Annotated in this window: 18 protein-coding genes and 4 tRNA genes; 11 read left to right on the forward strand and 11 right to left on the reverse strand. The window is 71.7% G+C overall.

Annotation, left to right across the window (positions count from 1 at the left end; all coding sequences use genetic code 11):
* Positions 1-14: 14 nt before the first annotated feature.
* The 3 genes from Msi02_RS11120 to Msi02_RS11130 are packed head-to-tail and all read left to right on the forward strand — an operon-like array spanning position 15 to position 1,835.
* Positions 15-692 carry a nucleotidyltransferase domain-containing protein gene (locus tag Msi02_RS11120; protein ID WP_204048253.1) on the forward strand — a complete coding sequence of 226 codons (678 nt, stop codon included), beginning with the start codon at positions 15-17 and terminating at the stop codon, positions 690-692.
* A gap of 37 nt (positions 693-729) precedes the next feature.
* Entirely contained in the window at positions 730-1,605 is an 876-nt protein-coding gene (locus Msi02_RS11125) for a nucleotidyltransferase domain-containing protein (RefSeq protein WP_204048254.1), read from the forward strand.
* Complete coding sequence (locus Msi02_RS11130) at positions 1,602-1,835, forward strand: hypothetical protein (protein ID WP_079319924.1); 234 nt, start codon at positions 1,602-1,604, stop codon at positions 1,833-1,835. The genes Msi02_RS11125 and Msi02_RS11130 overlap by 4 nt, the downstream gene beginning before the upstream one ends.
* A gap of 202 nt (positions 1,836-2,037) precedes the next feature.
* On the opposite strand, the gene Msi02_RS11135 is transcribed toward Msi02_RS11130, so the two are convergent.
* From Msi02_RS11135 to Msi02_RS11145, 3 genes are all read right to left on the reverse strand, one after another.
* A tRNA-Val gene (locus tag Msi02_RS11135) sits at positions 2,038-2,112 on the reverse strand.
* Between the two features lie 13 nt (positions 2,113-2,125).
* Positions 2,126-2,196 (reverse strand) — tRNA-Cys (locus tag Msi02_RS11140).
* Positions 2,197-2,209: 13 nt separating this feature from the next.
* Positions 2,210-2,281 (reverse strand) — tRNA-Gly (locus Msi02_RS11145).
* Positions 2,282-2,430: 149 nt separating this feature from the next.
* Here Msi02_RS11145 and Msi02_RS11150 point away from each other — a divergent pair.
* Together Msi02_RS11150 and hutH are read left to right on the forward strand one after the other, a co-directional pair.
* Positions 2,431-3,201 carry an ArsR/SmtB family transcription factor gene (locus Msi02_RS11150; RefSeq protein ID WP_239108294.1) on the forward strand — a complete coding sequence of 257 codons (771 nt, stop codon included), beginning with the start codon at positions 2,431-2,433 and terminating at the stop codon, positions 3,199-3,201.
* Between the two features lie 62 nt (positions 3,202-3,263).
* Positions 3,264-4,811, forward strand: a complete 1,548-nt coding sequence (gene hutH / locus Msi02_RS11155; RefSeq protein WP_204048255.1) for a histidine ammonia-lyase — start codon at positions 3,264-3,266, stop codon at positions 4,809-4,811.
* 21 nt (positions 4,812-4,832) lie between these two features.
* On the opposite strand, the gene Msi02_RS11160 is transcribed toward hutH, so the two are convergent.
* Positions 4,833-6,053: an NAD(P)-binding domain-containing protein gene (locus Msi02_RS11160; protein WP_204048256.1), complete on the reverse strand. Its 1,221-nt coding sequence runs from the start codon at positions 6,051-6,053 to the stop codon at positions 4,833-4,835.
* Positions 6,054-6,137: 84 nt separating this feature from the next.
* On the opposite strand from Msi02_RS11160, the gene Msi02_RS11165 reads away from it, so the two are divergent.
* The 3 genes from Msi02_RS11165 (at position 6,138) to Msi02_RS11175 (ending at position 8,954) form a co-directional block, all read left to right on the forward strand.
* Positions 6,138-7,025 (forward strand): LysR family transcriptional regulator, encoded by an 888-nt coding sequence (locus tag Msi02_RS11165; RefSeq protein WP_204048257.1) that lies wholly within the window; start codon positions 6,138-6,140, stop codon positions 7,023-7,025.
* Positions 7,026-7,094: 69 nt separating this feature from the next.
* Complete coding sequence (locus Msi02_RS11170; RefSeq protein ID WP_239108295.1) at positions 7,095-8,108, forward strand: chorismate-binding protein; 1,014 nt, start codon at positions 7,095-7,097, stop codon at positions 8,106-8,108.
* 15 nt (positions 8,109-8,123) lie between these two features.
* Positions 8,124-8,954, forward strand: coding sequence for an aminotransferase class IV (locus tag Msi02_RS11175; RefSeq protein ID WP_204048259.1), 831 nt, complete (start codon positions 8,124-8,126; stop codon positions 8,952-8,954).
* A gap of 3 nt (positions 8,955-8,957) precedes the next feature.
* Here the strand turns inward: Msi02_RS11175 and Msi02_RS11180 are convergent, their stop codons facing one another.
* A complete protein-coding gene (locus Msi02_RS11180) occupies positions 8,958-10,337 on the reverse strand; it encodes an LVIVD repeat-containing protein (protein WP_239108296.1) in 1,380 nt (459 codons plus the stop codon).
* Positions 10,338-10,420: 83 nt separating this feature from the next.
* On the opposite strand from Msi02_RS11180, the gene Msi02_RS11185 reads away from it, so the two are divergent.
* The gene (locus Msi02_RS11185) at positions 10,421-11,014 is read left to right on the forward strand and encodes a DUF305 domain-containing protein (RefSeq protein WP_239108297.1); all 594 of its coding nucleotides are present in this window, start codon (positions 10,421-10,423) and stop codon (positions 11,012-11,014) included.
* 3 nt (positions 11,015-11,017) lie between these two features.
* Here Msi02_RS11185 and Msi02_RS11190 read toward each other — a convergent pair whose 3' ends face one another.
* Positions 11,018-11,434, reverse strand: a complete 417-nt coding sequence (locus tag Msi02_RS11190; protein ID WP_036329836.1) for an SsgA family sporulation/cell division regulator — start codon at positions 11,432-11,434, stop codon at positions 11,018-11,020.
* Between the two features lie 465 nt (positions 11,435-11,899).
* Here Msi02_RS11190 and Msi02_RS11195 point away from each other — a divergent pair.
* Positions 11,900-11,971, forward strand: a tRNA-Val gene (locus tag Msi02_RS11195).
* A 69-nt stretch (positions 11,972-12,040) separates the two neighbouring features.
* Here Msi02_RS11195 and Msi02_RS43115 read toward each other — a convergent pair.
* From Msi02_RS43115 to Msi02_RS11210, 4 genes are all read right to left on the reverse strand, one after another.
* Positions 12,041-12,250, reverse strand: a complete 210-nt coding sequence (locus Msi02_RS43115; protein ID WP_239108298.1) for a site-specific integrase — start codon at positions 12,248-12,250, stop codon at positions 12,041-12,043.
* 942 nt (positions 12,251-13,192) lie between these two features.
* Positions 13,193-13,345, reverse strand: a complete 153-nt coding sequence (locus Msi02_RS11205) for a helix-turn-helix domain-containing protein (RefSeq protein WP_204048262.1) — start codon at positions 13,343-13,345, stop codon at positions 13,193-13,195.
* A gap of 46 nt (positions 13,346-13,391) precedes the next feature.
* Positions 13,392-13,733: a replication initiator gene (locus tag Msi02_RS43125; RefSeq protein ID WP_239108299.1), complete on the reverse strand. Its 342-nt coding sequence runs from the start codon at positions 13,731-13,733 to the stop codon at positions 13,392-13,394.
* Positions 13,730-14,902: a replication initiator gene (locus tag Msi02_RS11210; protein ID WP_239108300.1), complete on the reverse strand. Its 1,173-nt coding sequence runs from the start codon at positions 14,900-14,902 to the stop codon at positions 13,730-13,732. The genes Msi02_RS43125 and Msi02_RS11210 overlap by 4 nt, the downstream gene beginning before the upstream one ends.
* A 19-nt stretch (positions 14,903-14,921) precedes the next feature.
* On the opposite strand from Msi02_RS11210, the gene Msi02_RS11215 reads away from it, so the two are divergent.
* The gene (locus Msi02_RS11215; RefSeq protein ID WP_204048263.1) at positions 14,922-15,695 is read left to right on the forward strand and encodes a GntR family transcriptional regulator; all 774 of its coding nucleotides are present in this window, start codon (positions 14,922-14,924) and stop codon (positions 15,693-15,695) included.
* Positions 15,696-16,258: 563 nt separating this feature from the next.
* On the opposite strand, the gene Msi02_RS11220 is transcribed toward Msi02_RS11215, so the two are convergent.
* A complete protein-coding gene (locus Msi02_RS11220; RefSeq protein WP_204048264.1) occupies positions 16,259-16,606 on the reverse strand; it encodes a hypothetical protein in 348 nt (115 codons plus the stop codon).
* Between the last annotated feature and the right edge of the window lie 93 nt (positions 16,607-16,699).

Genomic DNA, 16,699 nt, shown 5'->3' on the forward strand with positions numbered 1-16,699 from the left:
CAAGATCCGGCGACATGACCCTGAGGGCTCCCGGCGGCACCGTCCTGTCGGTCGTCATCGGCTCGCGCGCGTACGGGCTGGAGACCGAGGAGTCGGACGTCGACAGGCGGGGCGTGTTCGTGACGCCCACCCCGATGTTCTGGCGGCTCGACAAGCCGCCCGACCACGTGGAGGGGCCGCTGCCCGAGCAGCTCTCGTGGGAGGTCGAGCGGTTCTGCGTGCTCGCGCTCGAGGGCAATCCGGCCGCGCTGGAGTGCCTGTGGTCGCCGCTGGTGGAGCTGGTCACCCCGGTGGGCGAGCGGCTGCTGGCGCTGCGCCGCGCGTTCCTGTCCGTGAAGGCGGAGCGGGCGTTCGCGGGATCGGCCGACCGGCAGTTCCGCCGTCTCGGGCCGGAGGACCCGCCCCGGCCGGGCGGCGACGGCAGGCGCTGGAAGATGGCCATGCACATGATCCGGCTGCTGCTGGGCGCCGCCCATCTGGCCGGGCACGGGGAGCCACTGGTCGAGGTGGGCGTACACCGCGACCGGCTGCTCGCCGTACGGCGGGGGGAGGCGCCCTGGCCCGAGGTACTGGAGTGGCGCGGGCGGCTGCTCGCCGAGCTGGACGGGCGGGCCGGGAGCGCGCTGCCGGAGCGGCCGGACCGGGCGGCCGTGGAGGAGTTCCTGATCGACGTACGGAGGTCGGCGCTGTGACCGTGATGAAAGGGGAGGCAATGGGAGGGGAGGCGTCGTGACCGCCGTGCTGCCGTCCTGGCTGCCCGAGGTGGCCGCGGGTGAGCGGCACCCGCTCGCGTTCGCCACCGTGAGCGGCGCGCATCTGTACGGGTTCCCCTCGGTGGACTCGGACGTGGACCTTCGGGGCGTGCACGTGCTGCCGGCCGAGGAGGTCGTCGGCCTGCGCACGGGTGAGGAGACCGTGACCCGCTCGTGGATCCGCGAGGGCGTGGAGGTCGACCTTGTGACCCACGACCTCGCCAAGTTCTGCCGGCTGCTGCTCGGCCGCAACGGCTACGTGCTGGAGCAGCTCCTGTCGCCGCTGGTCGTGGCCACCTCCCCGCTGCACGAGGAGATGCGCGCCCTCGCGCGGGGGTGCCTGACCCGGCACCACGCCCACCACTACCTCGGCTTCGCGCGCACCCAGCGGCGGCTGTTCGACCGTACGGGGGAGCTGAAGCCGCTGCTCTACGCGTTCCGGGTGCTGCTGACGGGCATCCACCTCATGCGCGCGGGTGAGCTCGTCGCCGACCTCACCCTGCTCCTCGACGGCGGGCCGCCGTACCTGCCCGGCCTGGTGGAGGCCAAGCGGGCGGCCGAGCACGGCGGGCTGCCGGACGGCGCGCCCGGCGGGGAACGGCTCGCGGCCGATCTCGACGCGCTCACCGCCCGCCTGGAGGAGGCCCGGGACGCCTCCGCGCTGCCGGACGCCCCGTCGGCCCACGACGCCCTGCACGACCTCGTCGTTCGGACCCGCCTCGCCGGACGCTCAACGGGGGACCGAACGGTGAAACAGGACGGGGACACGCGAACAACGCGGGGTGCCGCACCGCACGCGGGGGCCATCGCGGATAATGGGCCAAGCCGCCATCATCCCAGGAGAACGCTTTGACCACTCCGTTCGGCAAAGACAACCTCGACCTGGCCGCGAGCGCGGAGGCACTGGCCGACAGCGCGCCCACCGGATCGCTGCGCCACGCGGCCGCCAAGTCGGTCGCGATCACTTTCGCCACGACCCGTGACGCCGATCACGCACGCAGCACTTTGAACGGCATCTCGCCCGCAGACGTACGGCAGGCCGCGCTGGAGCTCTTCGACGAGCTCTCCGCCCGCGCCGACTGACCCGCGCGACGTGCGGGAACCGGCCGCCCGGCGTGCCCGGGCGGCCGTCCCGTCGCCATGCCTTCCCTTGATCCCGTTGCTGCAGGCTGCCGGTGTGCGGGAGGTGGTCGACGTCCGGACCGCCCCCGGCAGCAGGCGCAACCCCGACGCCGGACGCGCGAAAGGCCGGATCCCTGGGGGATCCGGCCTCTGCCGTACTGCGTGGTGGGCGATACTGGGATTGAACCAGTGACCTCTTCCGTGTCAGGGAAGCGCTCTCCCGCTGAGCTAATCGCCCTTGGAAACCCAAGAGGTGGAGACGGGATTTGAACCCGTGTACGCGGCTTTGCAGGCCGCTGCCTCGCCTCTCGGCCACTCCACCGTGTAAAGCTCCGAGCGGAAGACGGGATTCGAACCCGCGACCCTCACCTTGGCAAGGTGATGCTCTACCACTGAGCCACTTCCGCGTCCCCGGCTCTGTCCGGCCGGGCTCACGGGAAGACCTTATCCAATCTTCCGCCGACTCCCCAAATCAACGGCGTTCCCCCTGCTCACGCCGCGAGTTCCGGCAGATGCTTCCAGCTCCGTCGAACCGTCCCCGCGTTAGCGTCGACACATGTCCGTCACACATGACCGCACACACGCCGCGACGGCCGAGATGGCGGGGAACGCCGAAACGGCGGGGAACGCCGAGATCGCGGGAGACGCCGACATCGCCCCCGTCGCGGCCCTGATCGCGGACGGCGCCCGCGCCGCCATGCTCACCGCGCTGCTCGACGGCAGGGCGCTGGCGGCGGGGGAGCTGGCCAGGATCGCGGGCGTGAGCGCCCCCACCGCGAGCTCCCATCTGGCCCGGCTCCTCGACGGGGGCCTGGTGACCGTGGTCAAACAGGGGCGGCATCGCTACTACCGCCTCGCCGGCCCCGACGTCGCCCGCACTCTGGAGGTGCTGGCCCGGATCAGCGGGCGCGTCGCCGTACGGTCCCTGCGGCAGTCGCGGCAGGCCCGGCTGCTCCGGGAGGCACGTAGCTGCTACGACCACCTGGCCGGCCGGGTCGGGGTCGAACTGTACGACGCGCTGGTGCGCGAGGGGCGTCTGGTCGAGGCCGACGGCGGCTGCCTGCTGACCGCGAGCGGCGCGGACGCGCTGACGGAGCTGGGCGTGGACGTGGAGCGGGTGCGCCGCGCCCGCCGCAGGTTCGCCCCCGACTGCCTCGACTGGCTGGAGCGCCGCCCGCACCTCGGCGGGGCGCTCGGCGCCGCGGTCCTGGACCGGCTCCTGGCGCGGGAATGGCTGGTGCGCGGCACGGTGCCCCGCGCCCTGCGGCTGACAGGCCCGGGGCGGGAGGGACTGGAGAGGATCTTTGGATGTAAGGACCTAAGCTGAGGTACGCTGGTTACTCGCCACGCGCGCAGGGCGCGAGCGGCACGACGTGAAAGAGTGGGACGATGCACGACAACGAGGTCGTGGCCGTCGGCCCGGGACCGCTCGCCTTCGACGACGTGGTCCGGGTCGCGAGGTACGGGGCACAGGTCCGCCTGACGGACGACGCGATCGCCGAGATGGCCGCCTCGCGGGGGAGGGTCGAGGAGCTCGCGGAGGCCGACACCCCGGCCTACGGCGTCTCCACCGGTTTCGGCGCCCTCGCCACCCGGCACATCGACCCCGCGCTCCGCGCCCAGCTCCAGCGCAGTCTCATCCGCTCCCACGCGGCCGGCTCCGGGCCGGAGGTGGAGACCGAGGTCGTGCGGGCCATGATGCTGCTGCGCCTGCGTACGCTCGCCACCGGGCACACCGGCGTGCGCCCGGCCACGGCCCGGGTGCTGGAGTCCCTGCTGAACGCCCGGCTCACCCCGATCGTGCACGAGTACGGCAGCCTCGGCTGCTCGGGCGACCTCGCCCCGCTCTCCCACGTCGCCCTGACGATCATGGGCGAGGGCGTCGTGAGGGACGCCGAGGGACGCCTGCGGCCCGCCGCGGAGGCGCTCAAGGAGCACGGCATCGAGCCCGTCGAACTGGCCGCCAAGGAGGGGCTCGCGCTCGTCAACGGCACCGACGGCATGCTCGGCATGCTGGTGCTCGCGCTGCACGACCTGTCGCGGCTCCTCACCACCGCCGACATCAGCGCCGCGATGAGCGTGGAGGCGCTGCTCGGCACCGACTACGTGTTCGCGGCCGACCTGCAGGCGCTGCGTCCCCATCCCGGCCAGGCCCTGGCGGCGGCCAACATGCGGACGCTGCTCGCCGGCTCTGGTGTCATGGCCTCCCATCGCGACGGCTCCTGCACCCGCGTTCAGGACGCCTACTCCCTGCGCTGCGCCCCCCAGGTCGCCGGCGCCGCCAGGGACACCCTCGCCCACGCCTCGGCCGTCGCCGCCCGCGAGATCGCCAGCGCCATCGACAACCCCGTCGTGCTCGCCGACGGGCGGGTGGAGTCCAACGGCAACTTCCACGGCGCCCCGGTGGCGTACGTCCTGGACTTCCTGGCCATCGCGGTGGCCGACCTGGCCTCGATCTCCGAACGGCGGACCGACCGCATGCTGGACGTGGCGCGCAGCCACGGCCTCCCGGCGTTCCTCGCCGACGACCCGGGGGTGGACTCCGGGCACATGATCGCGCAGTACACCCAGGCGGCGATCGTGTCCGAGCTCAAGCGGCTGGCGGTGCCGGCGAGCGTGGACTCGATCCCGAGCTCGGCCATGCAGGAGGACCACGTCTCGATGGGCTGGTCGGCGGGCCGCAAGCTGCGCCGCGCCGTCGACGGGCTCACCCGCGTGCTCGCGATCGAGCTGCTGACCGCCGCCCGCGCGCTCGACCTGCGCGCGCCGTACGCGCCGGCGCCGGGGACGGGCGCGGTCGTCGCGGCGCTGCGCGAGCCGGTGGCCGGGCCGGGGCCGGACCGTTTCCTCGCGCCGGAGATCGAAGCGGTCGTCCGGCTCGTCGAGAGCGGCGCCGTGGTCGCCGCCGCCGAATCCGTCGCCGGCCCCCTGGCGTAAGGCCTTACAGGGCGGCAGGCCTCAGAGGGCCGCGACCACCTCGACCTCGATCATCAGCCCGGGCCGGAACAGCCGCTCGACCTCCACGGTGGTGCTGGCGGGCGGCTCGCCGGTGACGAACCGGCTGCGGACCGCGCCGTACTCGTGCAGCCGGTCCATGTCGGTCAGGAACGTCCTGATGTGCAGGATCCGGTCGAACGACGAGCCCTGGTCGGCCAGGATCCGGCCCAGGTTCTCCATCACGACCTCGGACTGCCGGGTCATGTCGCCCTCGCCGTCGACCTTCCCGTCCTCGCCCAGCGCCACCTGCCCGGACACGAACAGCAGGTCGCCGAAGCGTACGGCGTGGGAGTAGTACCCGTTGGTCGCCGGGACGGAGGGCGGGTCGACCGCCCGCACCTCCTTCGACGCGGGGGTCCCCGCCGCCCGGGACGCCGCGAACGGGACGACGGCGGTGAGGTCGTGCCCCGCCAGCCCGGCCGCGACCGCCCCCGAGAGCAGGTCGCGGGCGGCGGCGGTCACCGTCTGGCGCCTCCCCGGCCCCTCCGTGGCAAGGCGCAGGTCCTTGGCGGCCAGGCCGAGGGCGTACCGCGTCTCGAACGGGCCCGACTCGACCACCGGCCGCAGCCGCTCCGATAGCCCGGCCAGGGGCGTCGCCCCGAGGACGTCCAGGAGGGCGGTGCGGCCGACCCCGAGGTCGTCCGCGTAGGCCAGTGTCTCGGCCAGCCCCACCTGGGCGGTCACCAGCGCGCTCATCACGGCGAGCTTGGCCGCCGCGCCCGATCCCGGCCCGCCCGCCTCGCGGACCGTCCCGAAGACCCGCAGCACGTCCGACACCCGGTCGAGGTCCTCGCGGCGGCCCCCGGCGAGCACGACCAGCGTGCCCTCGGCGGCCGGGCCCACGCTGCCGAGCACGGGCGCGTCGACCAGGCCAACGCTCTCGGGGAGCAGGCCGCGCAGCCGCCGCACGGCGTCGGGGCCGATCGTGGACATCTCCACCAGCAGGGACCCCGGCCGCAGCCCCGGCAACGCCGCCCGCACCACCTCGGACACCGCGTCCGGATCGCTCAGCATGGTGATCACGACGTCCGCTCCGGCGACGGCAGCGGCGGGCGAGGGGGCCGCCTCCGCGCCCGGCACGTCCCGTGGCGTACGGTTCCACACGGCCACCTTGTGACCGGCGACGACGAGGCGGCCGGCCATCGGGACGCCCATGCGTCCCAAGCCAAGAAAAGCAATCATGTCCTGGACGTTATGGGAGGAACAAGTCATTCCACCAGCGACTAGATTGCATGACACCCATTCCCCTCGCTCATGGATCGGAGCATGTTCGACACCGACGCGCTTGTGCTGCTCGACGTCGTGGCCCGTACGGGGTCGTTCACGGCCGCCGCGGTGCAGCTCAACTACACCCAGTCAGCCGTGTCCCGGCGCATCGCGTCCCTGGAGGCCCAGGCGGGCGGCCCGCTGTTCGCGCGGCTGCCCCGCGGAGTGCGGCTGACGCCCGCGGGCCGGACGCTGCACCGCTACGCCCGGGAGGTGCTGGAGCGGCTCGGCCGGGCGGGGGAGGAGCTCTCCGCCATCCACCAGGGCACCGGCGGGCGGCTGCGGGTCGGCGCGTTCGCCACGGCCAACGCCGTGCTGGTCCCCGCCGCCCTGCGCGAGCTGCGGGCGTCCCGCCCCGAGGTGGCGGTCAGCATGGTGGAGGGCCTGAGCACCGCGCTCATGGACGGGCTCGGCCGGGCGGAGATCGACATCGCGGTGGTGAGCGACTATCCCTCCGGGCTGGGGGCGGGTCCCGAGGTGGAGGTCACCCGCCTGATGGAGGACGAACTGCTCGTCGCCCTCCCCGCTGACCACCCGCTGGCCGGGTACGAGAAGGTGGACCTGCGCGACCTGCGCGACGAGAGCTGGATCGAGGGCGCGCCTCCCGGCACCGTGACCATGCTCGGCGCCGCCTGCGCCCGGGCCGGCTTCGCGCCCAGGGTCGACCTGCGGATCGGGGAGTGGACCGGCAAGCTCGGCTACGTGGCCGCGGGGCTCGGGGTGACGCTGGTGCCCGCCATGGCCGCGCCCGCCGTACGCGGGGACGTGGCGCTGCGGTCGCTCGGCGAGTTCGCGCCGCGCCGCACCGTGTACGGCGCCCTGCCGCGCACGGCCCCGCTCCCGGCCGCCCGCGCGCTGCTCGGCCTGCTGGCTCGCCAGGCCGTCTGATTCATGGCTTCGGCCGGGCAGCCACGGGGACGGCACGTGTTTCCGGCACAGGGGCGGGAGAATGGACACGTGTACGACGGCTTCGCCCACATCGGGGGGCATCTGGCCACCGGCCTGCGGGAGGTGACCACCGACCTGTCCGCCCTCGACGGCTCCGGCTGGTGGGCGGTGGTCGTGTCGTACGAGGGGAAGGTCGTCTGCGCGCGGTTCGACACGGTCCGGCCCGCTCCGCTGCCCCGGCCGCGCGGCCCGTGGCGCGGACCCGCCCGCGACGCCTGGGCCACGTCCCTCGACCGGGAGGGGTACGAGCGGGGCGTCCAGCGGATCAGGGACTACATCGAGCAGGGGGAGGTCTACCAGGCCAACCTCTGTCGCGTCCTGTCCGCGCCGCTGCCCTCTCCGGACGTGGACCCCCTCGCCCTCGCCGTACGGCTGGCCGAGGGCAATCCCGCGCCGTACGCGGCCGTGGTGGGCGTGCCGGGGCTGACGGTCGTGTCGGCCTCGCCGGAGCTGTACCTGTCCAGGAGTGGTGCGGTGGTCGAGTCGCGGCCGATCAAGGGCACCGGCGTGACGGCCGACGATCTCCTCGACAAGGACTACGCCGAGAACCTCATGATCGTCGACCTCGTTCGCAACGACCTCGGCCGCGTGGCGGAGGTAGGCTCTGTGACCGTGCCCTCGCTGTTCGCGGTCGAGGAGCACCCCGGGCTCGTGCATCTGGTGTCCACGGTGCGGGCGCGGCTGGTCGGCGACGCCGGCTGGCCGGAGCTGTTCGCCGCCACCTTCCCTCCGGGTTCGGTGACCGGAGCGCCGAAGTCGTCGGCGCTGCGGATCATCAACGAGCTCGAACCTGAGCCCCGCGGGCCGTACTGTGGGGCCGTGGGCTGGGTCGACGCCGACCGGCGCGAGGGGGCGCTGGCGGTCGGCATCCGCACCTTCTGGATCGAGCACGACACGATCCGGTTCGGTACGGGCGCGGGCATCACCTGGGGGTCCGACCCCCGGCGGGAATGGCACGAGACCGAGCTCAAGGCCGCCCGGCTCATCGGCCTCGCGTCCGCGGGCGGGCCGCGACATCGGTAACGAACGGAGCAGGAGATGTCTGTACCCATCTGGGTGAACGGGGAGCTGTACGAGCTCGACAAGGCCGTGGTCTCGGTGTACGACCACGGGCTGATGGTCGGCGACGGCGTGTTCGAGACGGTCAAGGCGGTGAACGGGGAGTCCTTCGCGCTGACCCGCCACCTCGACCGGCTGGCGCTGTCGGCCAAGCGGATGGACCTGCCCGAGCCCGACCTCGCCGCCATCGCCGACGGTGTCCGCCGCTGCCTGGCGGCCGCGCCAAAGTGGCCGCTGGCGCGCATCAGGATCACCTACACCAGCGGCCCGGGCCCGCTCGGCTCCGACCGGGGGTCGGCCGGCACGAACGCGATCGTCATCGTGGGCGAGCAGGCGCCGTTCCCCGCCACGGCCGACGTCACCGTGGTGCCCTGGCCCCGCAACGAGCGCGGCGCGCTGGCCGGTGTCAAGAGCACCTCCTACGGCGACAACGCCAAGGCCCTGGCGTACGCCAAGGAGCGCGGCGGCGCCGAGGCGATCTTCGAGAACCTCGCCGGGAACCTGTGCGAGGGCACCGGAAGCAACATCTTCATCGTCACCGGCGGGCGCCTGGTCACCCCGACGCTCTCCTCCGGCTGCCTGGCCGGCGTCACCCGCGCGCTCACCCTCGAATGGTGCGGCGGAGAGGAGGCCGACGTGCCGATCTCGGCCTTGTACGAGGCCGAGGAGGCGTTCCTCACCTCCACGACCCGCGACATCCAGCCGATCAGGGCCGTGGACGGGAAGGTGCTGCCGCAGGCGCCCGGGCCGATCACGCTGGAGGCCATGAAGGTCTTCGCCGAGCGTTCGGCGGCCGACCTCGACCCATGATCATCAGTAGGCGTGCTGGCTCTGGGCGTTGAGCTCCTTCAGGCGTACGGCCTTGGCGGGATCGGTGCGGGGGTCGTCGAGGCGCAGCACGTCGAGTCCCTTGGTGATGTCGCTCGAGTAGATGTAGCCGTTGTAGTAGTAGGCCGACCAGGAGCCGCCGAGATGGAGATCCGGCGGCAGCGGCCCGCGCTCGAAGTAGGCGATCTCCTGCGGGTGGGCGGAGTCGGTGAAGTCCCAGACCGAGACTCCGCCCATGTACCATCCCTGCACCATCACGTCGCGGCCGGGGACGGGGACCAGCGCGCCGTTGTGGGCCACGCAGTTCTCCTCGGCGCCCTGGGCCCGGGGGATCTTGAAGTAGCCCTGCCGTACGAGCCTGCGCTCCGGCGTCAGCGCGTAGATCGCGTCCGCGCCCTTGGTCGCGCTGACAGAGGGCAGGCAGGTGGCGGCCATCCCGCCGCCCATCTCGTCGCTGAAGACCACCTTGGTGCCCTCGTTGTTGAACGTGGCCGAGTGCCAGATGGAGAAGTTCTTCTCGTCGCGCACGGTCTGCAGCAGTTCGGGACGTACCGGGTCGGAGATGTCCAGCAGGACGCCGTCGCCGAAGCACGCGCCCGCGGCCAGGTGCTTCTCCGGGTAGACGGTGATGTCGTGGCAGCCGCCCGTCTCCTCCTCGCCCGCCGGCCTGCCCGCGAACAGTTCGGGCTTGGCCACCACCCGCGCCTTCCCGGGGTCGCCGACGGGGACCTCCACGATCGAGATGTTCTGGTGGGGCGGCCCGCAGTTCGTCGTGTCCGGCTCGGGGCCGGGGGAGGAGACGTACAGGTAGACCGTGCCGGCGTCCCTGCCCGGCACGATCGCGTGCGTGTGGGAGCCGCACTCCGTGCGTACGGACTTCAGGTAGCGCGGGTGGGCCTTGTCGGAGATGTCGAAGACGCGGATGCCCTCCCACGCTCCCGCGGCCGCCGGGTCTCCGGCGTCGCTCGCGCAGGTGTCGTCCGTACGGGGCTCGTCCACCGACAGGAACAGCAGGTCGCCGGAGACCGAGATGTCGTTCTGCCCGCCGGGACACTCCACCCGGGCGACGGCCTTGGGATGCTCGGGGTCGCCGATGTCGTGCACCGTGAAGCCCCGGTAGTTGCCCACGAACGCGTAGCGGCCCTGGAACGCCAGGTCGGTGCCCCAATCGTCCGGGCCGTCGAACGGCGCCGCCAGGGGGACGTTGGCGACCAGCGTCATGTTGGGGCTGTGCCTGATCTCGTCCTGCCCCGGGATGCCGGTCGGGGCGGCCGTCGGGGACGGCGCGGGCTCGCCGGAGGCACAGGCCGGGGCCAGGAGGAGGACGGACGCCACCAGCGCGGCCTTCAGCCTCGGTCTGCTCACATCGCCCCCATGCCCGCGGATCATCGCCCACTATGGAAGTTATGTCGAGCCCGCGGCCGGTGCGGACCGGATTGGTAACGGTTGTGCTGGCAGTTGGGCCGGCGCTGGCCGCCTGCTCGTCCGGGGCCACTCCACCGGCGCGCGCCGACGCCCCGGTGATCGTCCCCGGCGCTCCCGGGCAGTCCGGTCCGGCGTCTGCCCGCCCGTCGGCGGAGGCGGGCCCGGTGGCGGCGGACGTACGGTTCGCCGAGGCGATGATCCCGCATCACCGGCAGGCGCTGGAGATGGCGGGGCTGGCCGCGGCGCGTACCGGCGACCCGCTGGTGACGGCGGTGGCGGACCGCGTGGTGGACGGGCAGCGCCCGGAGATCGCCGTGATGGAGTCGTGGCTGCGGGGGCTGGGCCGCACCCCTCCGCCGGCGCACGGTCACGGGGCGGGCGGCTACGGCATGGCGAGCGAGGAGGAGCTCACCCGGCTGCGTACGGCACGGGGGCGGGCCTTCGACACGCTGTTCCTCACGCTGATGATCCGGCACCACGAGGGCGCGGTGCGCATGGCGGCGCAGGAACTGCGCCGGGGACGGGACCGGGCCATGTGGACGATGGCCCAGGACGTCGTCTCCGGGCAGCAGATCGAGATCGCGCGGATGCGGGGCATCCAGCGCAGGCTGGGCTAGTCCCTAGGAGCTCCACAGCATGTTGGTGAGCTCCTCGTCCAGGTCCATGAAGTCGGTCTCACGGCCGGCGGGGACGAGCTCGTAGGTCCGATGCAGGAACTCGGTGAGGGGGGCCAGGGGCACCTCGAACAGGGCCTGGCCGAAGGGCGAGGTGAGACTGATGTTGAGCGTCCGTTCGCCGTCCGACCGGGCCGGCCAGACCTGGACGTCTCCGTCTCCCACGCGCCGCACGATGCCCACGGTCAGCAACTCGCGGGCGAAGATCCACTCGACCGGCTCGTCATTCCCCACGTGGAAGGCCATCCGAATGGCGTACGGATCCTCGGCCGTGTAGCTCAGGCCGGCGAGCAGGGGGACGGTCGTACGGTCGGGGACCACAAGCCGAAGGCCTAGCTCGGCAGAGACGGTGGTGCTGTTCATCGTCAGCCAAACCTTTTCGTCGTCGGGTCCCCTGTCAGGGGCTTTCACTGCGTCTTCACTGTGCGGTCGGGCCTCGCCGGGCGCTCGTGCTACGAGGCGAACGAAGAGACCCGTAGGAAAGATTCCGCCTCCAGGCCCTTCTGTAACGCACATCACAGCTTGACATTCGGTCATCTACCAGCTCAAACATCACCAACAGGCTTGTCCTTACCTCTGCTTTGCGTGTCGGCGGGGCCGCGCCGGCGATGCCATTGCGGGCGAATGATCTCAGGTCGTGCGTATAGGTCGAGCATGGAGCATCACGATGCTATGACACCACACCCCCACGCCGGGGACGGTCTGGCGAACCTTTCGAAGGTGTTGACGAAGGCGGGACGATCGAGCCGACCGGGCCGTGCTTTCGCCATCACCCCCTCGAGTGCGGTATGGTTTTCCCCGTCGGCGCCGCAAGGCGCAGACGATCCCGGGCGATTAGCTCAGCGGGAGAGCGCTTCGTTCACACCGAAGAGGTCACTGGTTCGATCCCAGTATCGCCCACACAGCTCAGAGGCCATCCGCCACCACGCGGGTGGCCTCTTCTGATCTTCCGAGTGACTAACTGAGTGACTACGGTTCCCGGGCGGGGAAGAGATCGTCCATCGCCTGCGCGCCGTCCAGCAGGACCGGGCGGAGCTGCTTGCGGTAGACGGTCTCGGTCACGATCGTCGTGCCGTGCCCCACGAGCCGGGAGATGTTCTCCAGCGGCATACCGCTGTCGGACAGCAGCGAGACGAAGCTGTGCCGCATCTCCCGAGGCGTCCAGTCGTCGGGGTTCACAGTCGGTCTTCTTGAGGACGGTCCGGAAGGCCCGGCGGACGTTGCCCGCGTTGAGCGCCGTTCCTCCGGCGAAGACGAGGTCGAGGTCCTGCCACTTGGCGCCGGCCCTCTGCCGCGTCTTCTCCTGTTTCTCCCGATGGAGCCGCAGCGCCTCCACGCACCGCTTGGGCAGTGCCAGCGTTCGCCGCGACTTGCGGGTCTTCGTGTCTCCTCCGGTCCGTACGGAGTGCCAGACCATGATGGATGGCGGCACCCGGGGAGTGGCATCCGGCTTCCCGTCCAGGTCCACCCGTGACCAGGTGAGCGCCCGCAGTTCCTCGGTACGGGCGCCGAGAAGGAGGGACAGCACGATGTACGCGTGCATGGTCGTACCCTCCGCCGCGTCGAGGATGGCCGCCGCCTGGTCGAAGGTGAGCGACTTGGACGGACGCCCCTCCTTACCCTTGGGGACCTCGCTCAGCAGGACCACGTTCCGCTTGACCTTGTCACGTGCCTGCGCGCGGTCCACGGCCCGCTTCAAGACGGACCGGATGTCCCGCAGGGTCCGGGTGCTGAGGGTCTTCGCCTTGTCGGCCAGCCATCGGTCCACGTCCTCCGCTGACAACTCGCGGAGCTTGCGAGCCCCCAGCGCCGGGATCACATGCTTGTCGGCCAGGTACGTGCAGGTCCGTACGGTGGCCTCGTCCCGCCCGTGCAGGCCATACCTCAGCCAGTCCTGTACGGCGTCCGCGACGGTGTAGTTGGCCGGGCCGACCGACAGACCGTCATCGAGATCACGCAGGATCTCCTTGAGCTTCTCCTTGGCTTCGGTCTTGGTCTTGCCACTCGCCTTCCTGACGATGCGCTTTCCTGCGGGGGAGTAGCCGACCGTCACCGAGGCGATCCAGCGTTGCCGCTGTTCGTCCCAGTGCAGGCCGCCGTCTCCCCGGCTGCGTCGTGCGGTCATGATGCTTTGGCCTCCTGTTCGAGTAGGGAGATGTAGTCGTCGATGGCCGAGGCCGGGATGAGCCGGGCACGGCCCTGGCGGACGGTGCGCAGGCGGCCCGCCCGGATCTGCTCGTAGATCACGCTGCGGCTCAGGCTGAGCAGGCGCATCGCGTCAGGACGCGGTAGAGCCGCCGGTCGTCGCTCCCAAGTTCGGTCATTCGGCCGTCCGCTGCGCGGCGATCTTCCGGGCTAGTTCGATGCGCTGGCGGAGCTGTTCGGCCAGGACGGCTTCACCAGGGGTGTGGCCGCTGCCGGCGAATCGCCAGTGAGCGAGGACGAGCGTGGTCTCCTCGCCGGGTCCGGGCAGGCCGTAGCGTTCACGTGCCTCCTTGGCGCGGTGGTCGGTGCGTGCCTGCCGGAGGTCGAGGAGGCGGGTGGAGTAGCGGCGGCTCTTGCTGGAGAAGTGGCCCCGGAAGCCGAGCATGTGCGCCCAGGGCCGGAGGCGGAGGCCCGCGAGCTCCGGCCGCGCGCCGAGGTCCCAGCAGGTGCGGATCATGCGCCGGGCGTGGTCGGTGACGGGGAGCGCCTCCAGGTCGAGCCCCGGTTTGAGGCCGGTCCCCTTGCAGCGGGCGCAGGTGACCAGCAGGCCCCGGCCCGGGGGCGGCCCCGTCCGCCGCAGGTGCCGCAGGACAGGCGGTGATCGACTGTTCCGGAGGCTTCCGCGCCTTTGGTGGCGTACTTGGCGATGTAGCCCGCCACCGCTTCCTCGCTGAGGCCGTCCAGGTGTCGGGACAGGAGGATGGGGCGAATGTCGAGCTGGTCACCCCAGCCGAGTAGGCGGGTGCCGATGGCGCTGTCCGGTGTGGGGATCTGGACCGCGCGGACGGCCAGCGGGATCGCTTCGCTGAGCAGGTCGGTGGTCGCCCACGCGGGTGGCCTGTCGGCCGGGCCGTCCGGGCCGTCGAGCCGGATCACGGTGTGGAAGTGGACCAGGCCGCGCCGCTGGTATTCGGCCACCTTGGCGAACGACAGCCGGACCTGCCGGGTGAAGGAGGTGCGGCTGATCCCGGCGATCTTGGCCATCTCCCGGCGCAGGCCGAGGGTGAAGCGGTGCCACAGCAGGCCCGCGTGCGCCTGCCAGAGCACCGCGCCCGGGTAGTCGTAGCACTCCGGGCAGATGGGCTGCCCGAGTAGCTGATCACCCGCGCCGTGGATCCCTGGGCAGCCCACTGGGTTCCCGTGGGGGCAGGTGCCTGCGTTCTTGCGGGGGCGGCAGCGCAGCGTCTTGCCGTTGCGCTCGCGCAGTGTGTGAACCGGCCCGAAGGACGGCGCGGTGAGGGTGGCGAACACGCGAGGGTGTTCGCTGACCTGTTCCGGCACGCCTTTGCCGCCGGACAGGCCCGCCCGGATGAGTTGGTAGGTGTCGGCCCGGTAGACCTCCGAGCACGCGGGGCAGACCGACGCGCGGCGGTTCCCGCACGCGACCAGCAGGTGCCCGGACGGTTCGTCGGCCGTCCGGTAGGAGTGCAGAACCTCGCCGGTCGCCGCGTCGATCACGTGCGATTCACCGGCCAGGTGCACGGGGTGGGAGCAACCGCCGGTTGCCGCCACCATGGAGCGCCACCGCTCATAGCCGGGGTCGTTGAGGACCCGGACCATGTCGGTGAGCCATTCGGGGTGGGCGTCCGGTCCATTCGTGGACGCCGGGTTTGCCTCCTCGTTCATCGTTGACCTCCTTACCTCGTTGCCGGCAGGTAGTCCAAGACGTGCTACGTGTTCGGTCACATGGATCAGCGAGTACGCCACCTCCCGGCCGACCATCCGCAAGGCCATCGCCCAACTCGCCGGCGAGGGACTACTGACCGTCGCCCACGGCCGCGGCACATTCGTCCGCCCGACCCCCGACCGCCGTCTGCTCCTCACCGGCTGGCCGGACCACGAGGACCTGCTGAGCCCGGCCTACGACCCCGCCAAGCAAGGATGGGAATACGTCACCGTCCCCAGCGAGGCCGAACGCGCCCAGAGCAAGGTCACGCCCAACTCGGCGCTGTTCATGACCGCCGAGGGCAGCAGAGCCGACATCCTGGCGGTACGCCGGGGAACCATGGTCGTCTACCGCTACGCCTACTGGCAGCACACCAAGACCCGCGCCCGCATCCATCTGTCCTCGTACGTGCTCGCCGACCAGGTCGCGACGATCAAAGGTGAAGGCTCAGGCCGGGAGATCGAATCCCACGTCGAGCCCGAGGACTACTACGCCCACCTGGAGCGGCAGCACGGGCCGCTGCGCTGGACCACCGCCGTCCACGCCCGGATGCCCTACGGCGAGACCTACGAGGACCTCGGCATGGAGCCGATCGGAACACCCCTGCTGGTCGTGCGTCGGGTCATGCTCAGCCAGCACGGCCGCCCGCTGGAGTTCACCGAGATCGAAGCCCCCGGCGACCGCTTCGAGGCCGCATCCGTCAGCGACCATGACACCGCCGAACCGGGAGCACTCGCAGCCCTTCGGGTGTAGGTGGCTCAAAGTTTCTTTACTGGTTCAAGGCGACGGCGCTCCGCGCCGCCGCTGGCGGCCCCACGCCCGCCCGCCGTCCGGGCGTCCGGCTCTCCGGCCGGTCCCGGACGTCGGCGGCTCGGGCCGCCCCGCCGCAACCAGCGCCAGGCCGTACCGACCGAACCCGCCGATCACACACGCGCCGTCGCCCACCGCTCCGCCGCCGGCCCAACCGCTTCGCGGCCCTTCGGGCGCCTACGGCGTTGCGCCGGCCGCTCCACTCCGGACGTTCAGGAGGGTTGAGCACCGTATCTCCCCCTGCCCCCGCTGCCTCAGTGTCCGTGACCCTCGGTCGGCGTCAACGCCGTCTGTTCCCGTTGGGTGTGGGTTGCGCTGTACGACGCTGGCGGACGGACACGCGAAGACGGCGTTGACCCCTCGGTCGGGCCACTGGGTTCGGCAGCTATCGGGGGCAGGGGGAGGACTGGGCCAGGGCCGTAGCCCCGGGAAGGGCTCGCGGCGGCACGATACGGGGGCAACCTCCTCAACCCGGCGAAGAGGTCATCGTGCCGCCGCGCCCGGTCTCAGGCAGGCCCGGCGATCACATTGACCTGTTGCGGGCCGTGGATTTCGGCGAGGTAGGGGGACGGATCAGGGTGACGAGCCCGAACCAGGAGATAGTGATCGCTGATCCGTTTGGCAGCGCTGTCCGGAGCGAGCGCGTAGGTGAGCAGAGCCTGCCCTCGGCGGCTCGGATGCGGAGGCGTCCACCAGATGATCTCTCCGTTGGTATGGGCGACCAAGCCGCGCCAGACCGACACGGCCACCCACCACTTTCCCAGCGGATACACGTAGCTGGGCACGTTGTGCCGGGCCAGCGCCACCGCGAGCCGCTCGGCGAGCGCAAGCGCCGTCACGCCGGTCACGTCCACGGAGGTGGTGTATGAGCCTGCCACCGCGTGATCCGCTTCTGCAGGTTAAGCGGTGAGGGTGCCGGGGAGCTGTTCCTGGTTCGGTGTGTCGCT

This window comes from Microbispora siamensis, assembly GCF_016863095.1.
GTDB lineage: Bacteria > Actinomycetota > Actinomycetes > Streptosporangiales > Streptosporangiaceae > Microbispora > Microbispora siamensis.